This window comes from Phenylobacterium sp., from assembly GCF_044372605.1.
Classification (GTDB): Bacteria; Pseudomonadota; Alphaproteobacteria; order Caulobacterales; family Caulobacteraceae; genus Phenylobacterium.
Genome location: NZ_JBILRO010000156.1, coordinates 1 through 8344 on the forward strand (window position 1 = coordinate 1; position 8344 = coordinate 8344).

Sequence of the window (8344 nt, forward strand, 5' to 3'; positions counted from 1 at the left end):
TCACCACGGTGGGCCCCTCGAGGTCCACATGGCGAAGGGCCGCCACAGCCACCGCCGTGTGCGGATCAATCAGCTCACTGGTCTCGTTGAGGGTGGAGACGATGGTACGGTTGGTTTCATCCTCGCCAATCGCTATGCCGGAGAAGATGTCCTGCATGTAACTGAGCGCGCCCGGCGGGATATCGATCACGCCGGAGGTCCGGAACGCCTCGAAGGCGCGGGCGGTCTCCACCGACTCGCGGTGGACGGCCTCGAAGTAGAGCCGCTCGAAGTTGGACGCCGACTGGATATCCATGGCCGGCGACAGCGTGAGCTGAACGGCGCCGCGTGTGTAGCGTCCCGTGGTGAAGGCCCTCGCCAGGATATCGTTGGAGTTGGTGGCCACCACGATCCGCTTGACCGGCAGGCCAAGCCGCCTCGCCACATAGCCCGCAAACGCATTGCCGAAATTGCCCGACGGCACCACGAAATTGACCGGTCGATCAGGCGCGCCAAGCGCCGCGGCTGTCGTGAAGTAGTAGACTGACTGGGCTGCGATCCGGGCGAAGTTGATCGAGTTCACGGCGGCGAGATCCACCGACTGGCGCAGAACGCGGTCCTGGAAGGCGTCCTTCAGGATGGCCTGGCAATCGTCGAACGTGCCGTTTACCGCCACGCAGGCGATGTTGCTCTCTTCTGCGGTCGTCATAAAACGCCGCTGGACCTCCGAGATCCGACCCTCGGGAAACATCACTACGACCTTGACGTTCTTCGCACCCCGGAAGGCCTCCACCGCCGCGCCGCCGGTATCACCGGAGGTGGCGCACAGGATCGTCTGCTTGCGACCCTGCCGGCCCAGGAAGTGATCGTAGAGGCGCGCCAGGATCTGCATCGCCACGTCCTTGAAGGCGAGGCTGGGGCCGTGGAACAGTTCAGCGATGAAGGTCTGGGGTCCGATCTGCACCATGGGAACGACGGCCCTGTGGCTGAAGCTGGCGTAAGCCTCCTCGCACATGGCCAGCATTTCAGCGGGCGTGATCTCGTCGCCGGCGAAGGCGCCCAACACCTCGGCGGCGACCTGGGCGTAGGACATGCCGGCAAACGCAGCGATCCGGTCGCGGGCCAGCGCAGGCCAGGCCTCGGGCACGTAGAGACCACCGTCGGGGGCCAGACCGCCGAGCACGGCTTCGGTGAATCCGACCGCAGATGACTCCCCCCGGGTCGAAATGTAGCGCATCAGGAAACTCGCCTGCGAAAGAGCATGGCGGCATATACGCCGAGCAAGGCGGCGGCAAGGCCGTACCAGGTGAGCGCGTACTCCAGATGGCGATTCGCAATGTCTGCCGGGATTGGCGCGGGGATCAGCGATTTCCAGTCCGGGTTGGAGGCGGTCTCGGCCATCAGCACGAGAGGCGCGGGCTTGGGAGCCTTCAGCGCAGCGGCCATGCTGGCAAGGTCGCGGGTATACCAGCGCTGGGCGGTATTGGGGGGCGAGAACCGGTTGCCGGCTTCGGGCTGGCGCAACACACCCACCAGTTTCAGCACTGTCTGGTCCGAGGCATCGACGGGCGGTCGGGCGGATATGCTGTCGGACACGAAGCCGCGATCCACCAGGATGGAGCCATAGGGCGCGCCATCCAACCGGCAGGCTGACATCAGACGCACCCCCGCCTGCCCGTCGCGCAGGGAATAGAGCTCCACGTAAGGCGCCTTTGACAGGCCCGGGCAGTCCAGTTTGACGCGCGTGAAATCGGCGTCGTCGCCTTCGGCTATCCGCGCCAGCACCGGGAGGACAGGTTGGGCGGGTGCGACCTGCAGGGCGGCGATCCGGGCCAGCAGCAGCTCTTTCCATTGCAGGCGCTGGAACTGCCAGGTTCCGAGCCCGACCAGGATTGCAAACGCCACCGCCACCGACAGGGTGAGGCCCAGCGGAAACCGCCGTCGGGGGATCGCGGGATTTTCAGTCGTCACTGCGCGCCTCGGCAGCCTTGTTCATGAACTGTGCCGCCAGCATTACGCCCTTCAGCGGACGCATCAACGCGAGCGACAGGATAAGGGTTCCGGGCAGCCAGAGCACAAGATGAAGCCAGATCGGCGGGCGGAACCGGAACTCGGTGAAGACGGCGGCGAACGCCACGATGAACCCCGCGATCAGGATCACGAAAACCGCCGGCCCGTCGCCCGAATCGGCCTTGGCGAAATCAGCGCCGCACGCCTCGCATGAGGGTGAGACCTTCAGGAACCCATCGAACAGATATCCCTCGCCGCAGGCGGGACAGCGTCCTGCGAGACCCGCCAGCAGCGGCTGGGGCTTGCTCAATGGGTCGGCCTAATGGCCCGCTCCGCTGAAGACCACGTAGATGAAGGCGAACAGGAACAGCCACACCACGTCAACGAAGTGCCAGTACCAGGCCGCCGCCTCGAAGCCGAAGTGTTGCTGGGGCGTGAAGCCCTTGCCCATCAGACGCACCAGGCAGACCACCAGGAAGATGGTGCCGATCAGCACGTGGAAGCCATGGAAGCCGGTCGCCATGAAGAAGGAAGACCCATAGAGGCCCGAGTTCTCCTGACCTTCGCCGCCGAAGAAGTAGTTGTGAGAAAGGATGTGGTGATACTCGTAGGCCTGGATGGCGGTGAAGATCGCGCCCAGAATCACGGTCAGGATCAGGCCGGTCTTGGCGCTCTTGCGGTCACCCACCTGCAGGGCGTGGTGCGCCCAGGTGACGGTGGTGCCCGAGAGCAGCAGGGTGAGGGTGTTGACCAGCGGCAGTTCGAACGCCGGGATGGTCTCGATGCCCTTGGGCGGGAAGGTGGCCCACGCAGCCTGAACCTCCTCGATCGAACCCAGAGTGCGGTTGCCATGGAACAGCGCCGCCTCGAAGAAGATCCAGAACCAGGCCACGAAGAACATGACTTCCGAGGCGATGAACAGGACCATGCCATAGCGGAGCCCGATCGAAACCACCGGGGTATGATCGCCGCGATTGGCTTCCTTGATTACGTCGGCCCACCAGCCGGCCATGGTGTAGAGCACGCCCGCCAGGCCAGCATAGAATAGCCACGACGTACCTTCGGGAAGGCCGAACAGGCCCTTCATCCACACCACGCCGCCCAGAGCCATGACCGTCGCGGCGATCGAGCCGATCAACGGATAGGGGCTGGGATCCACCAGGTGGTAGTCGTGCTTTACGCCTGCGGCCATTGCGCTCAGATCCCCTCGTAGAATGTCGGGCGCGCAACCGGAGCCGCGCGCAGCCAAACTTGCGTCACGCTATAGCCCCGCGCCGAGCGGTTCGCCAAGGGGGAAAGGCGGGTTTCAGCCCTTCTTGTCGGGCTTGGGCGCTTCGGCCTGGACGGCTTCGGTGGACGGGAAGAACGTGTAGCTGAGCGTGACCTCGGGCTTGCTCTTGGTGTTCATATCGTCGGCGTACTCGGGATCAATGAAATAGAGCACCGGCATTTCCACGGTGGCGCCGGCGGCGATGGTTTGATCCTCGAAGCAGAAGCACTGCAGCTTGCGGAAATAGGCGCCGGCCTGCTCGGGCACCACATTGTAGATGGCGCGCGCCGTCACCGGCCGGTTGGAGTTGTTGGTGACCTTGAAGAAGGCCAGCTTCGTCTCACCGATCCGGACGCTCTGGGAGGTCTGTTCGGAGGTGAACGTGAACGGCAGGTTCCGCGTGTTGGCGTCGAACCGCACGGTCATGGTCTTGCCGAGGATGGTGTCCGGCGCGGCATCCGCCCGGCGCACAGTGCCATCAAACCCCGTCACCTGGCAGAACAGCTTGTAGAGCGGCACCGAGGCATAGGCCGCCCCGATCATGCCGAAGAAGGCCGTCGCGCAGATGACCGCAACGCGGACGTTACGCTGGCGATCAGGATCAGAGTGCGCGGTCGAGGACATTGGCGCCCATTTTTATGACGGTGACGACGTAGACCAGCGCCACAAACAACACCAACCCCACCGCGATCGCGATGTTCCGGCCCCGGCGGGCCCTGGCGAAAGTGTCGTCCTCACGGACCGGCCGCTTCATGACATCCATTCCAGGGGCTTGAGGCCCATAAGGTGCTCGACCAGCAAGGTGGCGAACAGGAGGGTCAGGTACAAGATGGAGAAGGCGAAAAGATTGCGTGCGTCGCGGGCGCCGGCCCGCACATCATAGAGGCCATCGGTATTGCGCGGATCGGCGGCGTCTCCGGCCTGGCTGCGGAACAGGCGCCACGCCAGGAGCAGGAATACTGCGCCGCCTAGTCCCGAGACGGCGAGATAGGCCATCCCGCCCAGGCCAGTGAACGCCGGCGCCACGCAGAAGGGGATCAGCAGGACGCTGTAGATCAGGATCTGCTTGCGCGTGGAGGCAGGACCCTTGACGACCGGCATCATCGGTACCCCGGCCTTTTCATAGTCCTCCGACGTGTAGAGCGAGAGCGCCCAGAAGTGGGGGGGTGTCCACATGAAGATGATGGCGCACAGCAGCCAGGCGTTGGGTGGCGCGGTGCCGGTGACCGCGGCCCATCCGATTACCGGCGGCAAGGCACCGGCCAGCCCGCCGATGACGATGTTCTGCGCTGTCGAGCGCTTCAGCCACATGGTGTAGACCACGGCGTAGAAGAAAATGGTGAAGGCCAGCAGGCCGGCCGCCAGCCAGTTCAGCGCCATGCCCATGAGCATGACCGAGAATAGAGACAGCACCACGCCCAGCGCCACGGCGTCAGCGCCCTGGACCTTGCCCGACGGCACCGGCCGCCCGCGCGTGCGGCGCATCTTGGCGTCGATGTCGGCGTCGTACCACATGTTGAGCGACGCAGAGGCGCCGGCTCCCACCGCGATGCAAAGGATCGCCACCGCGCCCAGCACCGGATTGATGGGCTGACCCGCGCAGACCAGCCCGGTGAGCGCGGTGAACACCACCAGCGACATCACGCGAGGTTTCAGCAGCTGGAAGAAATCCTGCCAGCGCGCAGGCGCTTTCGTAGAGCTCAGGGCCTCGGACATGGCGATGCCTATACTCGGAAAAAGTCAGGGGCGCGCCCCGAACCGGACCGCGCCCCCAAATATTTGTTCTGGACCGAAGACCGACCTAGTGGTGGGCGTCGGGCTTGATCACCGGCAGTTCGTTGAACTGGTGGAACGGCGGCGGCGAGGACAGCGTCCACTCCAGCGTCGTGGCGCCTTCACCCCAGGGGTTGGCCTCGGCCTTGCGGCGACGGATCGCCGACTCGGCCAGAATGATCAGGAACACCCCGACACCTGCGGCAGTGATCATGTAGCCGTACGTCGAAATCCGGTTCCAGTACTCGAATGCAGTGGGATAATCGACGTAGCGGCGCGGCATGCCCTGGAGGCCCAGGAAGTGCTGCGGGAAGAAGATCAGGTTCACGCCAACGAAGGTTATCCAGAAGTGGGCGGCGCCGAGGAACTCGTTGTACTTCACGCCCCACATCTTCTCGTACCAGTAGTAGAAGCCGGCGAAGATCCCGAACACAGCGCCCAGGCTGAGCACGTAGTGGAAGTGGGCGACCACGTAGTAGGTGTCGTGCAGGCTGTAGTCGATGCCGGCGTTGGCGAGCACCACGCCGGTCACCCCGCCTACCGTGAACAGGAAGATGAAGCCGATCGCCCACAGCATGGGCGTCTTGAAGTCGATGGACCCGCCCCACATCGTAGCGATCCATGAGAACACCTTCACGCCCGTGGGCACGGCGATGACCATGGTGGCGGCCACGAAATAGGCCCGCAGCTCGATGCCCATGCCCGCAGTATACATGTGGTGGGCCCACACGATGAAGCCGACGAAGCCGATGGCCACCATGGCGTAGGCCATGGCCAGATAGCCGAAGACCGGCTTGCGCGAGAAGGTTGCGACGATGTGGCTGATCATGCCGAAGGCGGGCAGGATCAGGATGTACACTTCCGGGTGACCAAAGAACCAGAACAGGTGCTGGAACATGACCGGATCGCCGCCGCCGGCGGCGTCGAAGAAGTGGGTGTTAAAGTTGCGGTCGGTGAGCAGCATGGTGATCGCGCCGGCCAGAACGGGCAGCGAGAGCAGCAGCAGGAACACGGTCACCAGGATCGACCACACGAACAGCGGCATGCGGTGCAGGGTCATGCCCGGCGCGCGCATGTTGAAGATGGTGGTGATGAAGTTGATGGCGCCGAGAATGGAGCTGGCGCCGGCCAGGTGCACCGACAGGATCGCGACGTCCATTGCAGGCCCGGTATGGCCGGACGTCGAGAGCGGCGGATAGAGCGTCCAGCCGCCGCCGAACCCCTTGCCGGGTCCGCCGTCGACAAACATCGACACCACCAGCAGCACCCAGGCCGCTATCAGCAGCCAGAACGAAATGTTGTTCATCCGCGGGAAGGCCATGTCCGGCGCGCCGATCATCAGCGGCACGAACCAGTTGCCAAACCCGCCGATCATGGCGGGCATGACCATGAAGAAGATCATGATCAGCGCGTGGCCGGTGACGACGACGTTGTAGCCGTGCTTGGACGGCTCGATGAGGCCCGTCGCAGCCAGCCATGAGCCTTCACGGAATACCTGGATACCCGGCTCGTACAGTTCCCAGCGGATGAGGCCGGAAAGTGCGCCACCCACCAGGCCCGCCATGATGGCGAACAGGATGTAGAGGGTGCCGATATCCTTGTGGTTCGTGGAGAAGAACCAGCGGGTGAAGAACCCCGGCATGTGGTTGCCGTGTTCGTCCTCGTGTCCGTATGCGGCGGCTTGTGCCATCTGACGCGATCCTACGATTTACTTGGCGGCCGGCGCCGAAGGCGCTGGCGGTGTTGCGACGGCAGGCGCCGCGGTTGCGGGGGCTACGGCAGGCGCCGTTGCGGCCGTCGGGACGGCGGCGTCCGTTGCGGCCGGGGCGGCGACAGCGGCCGCAGGCGCAGCGCCGGCGACTGAGCCGCCCTTCGTGGCCACCCAGGCGTCGAAGTCGGCCTGGCTGACCACGCGAACCTCGATGGGCATGAAGGCGTGATCGATGCCGCACAGCTCACGGCAGTTTCCGTAATAGACGCCGATGCGATTGGCCTTGAACCAGGTTTCGTTCAGACGTCCGGGCACGGCGTCGGCAATGATGCCAAACGACGGCACCGCGAAGGCGTGGATCACGTCGGCGCCGGTCACCTGGACCCGCACCACCTTGTTCACCGGCACCACCAGAGGCTCGGTCACCGCCAGCCGGTAGGGCACGTTTTTCGCAACGGCCTTATCCTCGGGCAGCATGTTGGAAATGAACTCGCCCACCTTCTGGTCGGGGTACTCATAGCCCCAGTACCACTGATACCCGGTGGCCTTGATGGTCACGTCGGGCTTGGGCATGTCGTTGTAGTCGAACAGAAGCCGGAACGAGAAGATCGAGATCACCACAAGGATCAGCACCGGACCCAGCGTCCACGCTACCTCAAGCGGGGTATTGTGGCTCCACTTCGCCGGCACCGGATTGGCGCGCCTGTTGTAGCGCACGACCACCCAGACCAGCAGCGCCAGCACGAACAACGTGATGACCGTGATGATCGGCAGCAGGATCCAATCGTGGAAAAAGATGGCCTGGATCCTCAGAGGCGTTACGCCCGGTTGAAGCGCTATGCCGCCCGGCGTCGGCTCGCCCATCCGGTCAGCAGCCCAGGCCGATGTGCTCCAGAATAGTGCTCCGGCGCTTGCGAGCAGGCCTGCCGCCCGCGTCCGCATTCCGTGAAAACTCGACTTCATGTCCCCTCGGTCTGGCTGGCCGGCGGCGTCCCGCAGGATGGGCGAGAGACCACCACCGACTTCGGAAGGCGACGTAGCGACACGCTGGCGCAGCGTTCATTCGGCCCCTTCAGCGGCGGTGCATACGCGCATCGCTTGGGCTTGCCAAGGCGTCTAGGGCCCCAAGGTGGCGACAGATTGCGATGATCGCCATTCTGCCGTCGCAAAGCCGGGGCAGGCGAAGCTCGCAAGCGGATTGAAGAGCCATGTTCGCCGGAACGGGGGACAGCAAGGGCTCTCAGGGGCGCGCTGGAGCCGGGAGCGTGCAGCGGTGGGCATCAGAGGGTGACGCTGGGCCGGACAATCCCTATCTTGCCCTGCATGAACGCTCCCAGCCCTGCCCCATCGATCCTGGACGCCGCTGGCGTCGACCCCGACCGCGCCCGCGAGATCCTCCAGGAAGCGCTGGTGGGCGCCGATGACGGAGAACTGTTCGTCGAGCGTTCCGAGAGCGAATCATTCCTGTTCGACGACGGGCGGCTGAAATCCGCAGCCTATGACGCCACCGAGGGCTTCGGGCTGCGCGTGGTGGCCGGCGAGACGGCCGGGTACGCCCACGCCAGCGAAATCTCCGAGGCCGCGATTCGGCGGGCCGGCCA

10 protein-coding genes are annotated in these 8344 nt (G+C 64.6%); 1 reads left to right on the forward strand and 9 read right to left on the reverse strand.

The annotated features are described in order from the left end of the window. The 9 genes from thrC to coxB all read right to left on the reverse strand — a co-directional run. The coding region (gene thrC, locus ACIQ42_RS12585) for a threonine synthase (RefSeq protein WP_397422538.1) at positions 1–1216 on the reverse strand (1216 nt) is incomplete at its 3' end. Then, positions 1216–1950 carry an SURF1 family protein gene (locus ACIQ42_RS12590; RefSeq protein WP_397422539.1) on the reverse strand — a complete coding sequence of 245 codons (735 nt, stop codon included), beginning with the start codon at positions 1948–1950 and terminating at the stop codon, positions 1216–1218. The genes thrC and ACIQ42_RS12590, both read right to left, overlap by 1 nt. Then, positions 1940–2299, reverse strand: a complete 360-nt coding sequence (locus tag ACIQ42_RS12595; protein WP_397422540.1) for a DUF983 domain-containing protein — start codon at positions 2297–2299, stop codon at positions 1940–1942. The genes ACIQ42_RS12590 and ACIQ42_RS12595 overlap by 11 nt, the downstream gene beginning before the upstream one ends. A gap of 9 nt (positions 2300–2308) precedes the next feature. Next, positions 2309–3181, reverse strand: a complete 873-nt coding sequence (locus ACIQ42_RS12600) for a cytochrome c oxidase subunit 3 (RefSeq protein ID WP_397422541.1) — start codon at positions 3179–3181, stop codon at positions 2309–2311. Positions 3182–3295: 114 nt separating this feature from the next. After that, the gene (locus ACIQ42_RS12605) at positions 3296–3883 is read right to left on the reverse strand and encodes a cytochrome c oxidase assembly protein (RefSeq protein WP_397422542.1); all 588 of its coding nucleotides are present in this window, start codon (positions 3881–3883) and stop codon (positions 3296–3298) included. Continuing rightward, positions 3861–4013: a hypothetical protein gene (locus ACIQ42_RS12610; RefSeq protein WP_397422543.1), complete on the reverse strand. Its 153-nt coding sequence runs from the start codon at positions 4011–4013 to the stop codon at positions 3861–3863. Before ACIQ42_RS12610 ends, ACIQ42_RS12605 begins: the two co-directional genes overlap by 23 nt. Continuing rightward, a complete protein-coding gene (cyoE, locus tag ACIQ42_RS12615) occupies positions 4010–4975 on the reverse strand; it encodes a heme o synthase (protein WP_397422544.1) in 966 nt (321 codons plus the stop codon). Before cyoE ends, ACIQ42_RS12610 begins: the two co-directional genes overlap by 4 nt. Before the next feature lie 85 nt (positions 4976–5060). After that, positions 5061–6722, reverse strand: a complete 1662-nt coding sequence (ctaD, locus tag ACIQ42_RS12620) for a cytochrome c oxidase subunit I (protein ID WP_397422545.1) — start codon at positions 6720–6722, stop codon at positions 5061–5063. A gap of 18 nt (positions 6723–6740) precedes the next feature. Then, the gene (gene coxB / locus ACIQ42_RS12625) at positions 6741–7706 is read right to left on the reverse strand and encodes a cytochrome c oxidase subunit II (protein ID WP_397422546.1); all 966 of its coding nucleotides are present in this window, start codon (positions 7704–7706) and stop codon (positions 6741–6743) included. 360 nt (positions 7707–8066) lie between these two features. Between coxB and ACIQ42_RS12630 the strand changes: the two genes are divergently transcribed. Continuing rightward, a partial coding sequence (locus ACIQ42_RS12630) for a PmbA/TldA family metallopeptidase (protein WP_397422547.1) occupies positions 8067–8344 on the forward strand: 278 nt, incomplete at its 3' end.

What these genes read in the sequence shown, in the direction of transcription:
- ACIQ42_RS12605 (WP_397422542.1), bottom strand. Translation starts at nt 3,883, where the DNA reads ATGTCCTCGACCGCGCACTCTGATCCTGATCGCCAGCGTAACGTCCGC.
- ctaD (WP_397422545.1), bottom strand. Translation starts at nt 6,722, where the DNA reads ATGGCACAAGCCGCCGCATACGGACACGAGGACGAACACGGCAACCAC.
- coxB (WP_397422546.1), bottom strand. Translation starts at nt 7,706, where the DNA reads ATGAAGTCGAGTTTTCACGGAATGCGGACGCGGGCGGCAGGCCTGCTC.
- ACIQ42_RS12600 (WP_397422541.1), bottom strand. Translation starts at nt 3,181, where the DNA reads ATGGCCGCAGGCGTAAAGCACGACTACCACCTGGTGGATCCCAGCCCC.
- cyoE (WP_397422544.1), bottom strand. Translation starts at nt 4,975, where the DNA reads ATGTCCGAGGCCCTGAGCTCTACGAAAGCGCCTGCGCGCTGGCAGGAT.
- ACIQ42_RS12610 (WP_397422543.1), bottom strand. Translation starts at nt 4,013, where the DNA reads ATGAAGCGGCCGGTCCGTGAGGACGACACTTTCGCCAGGGCCCGCCGG.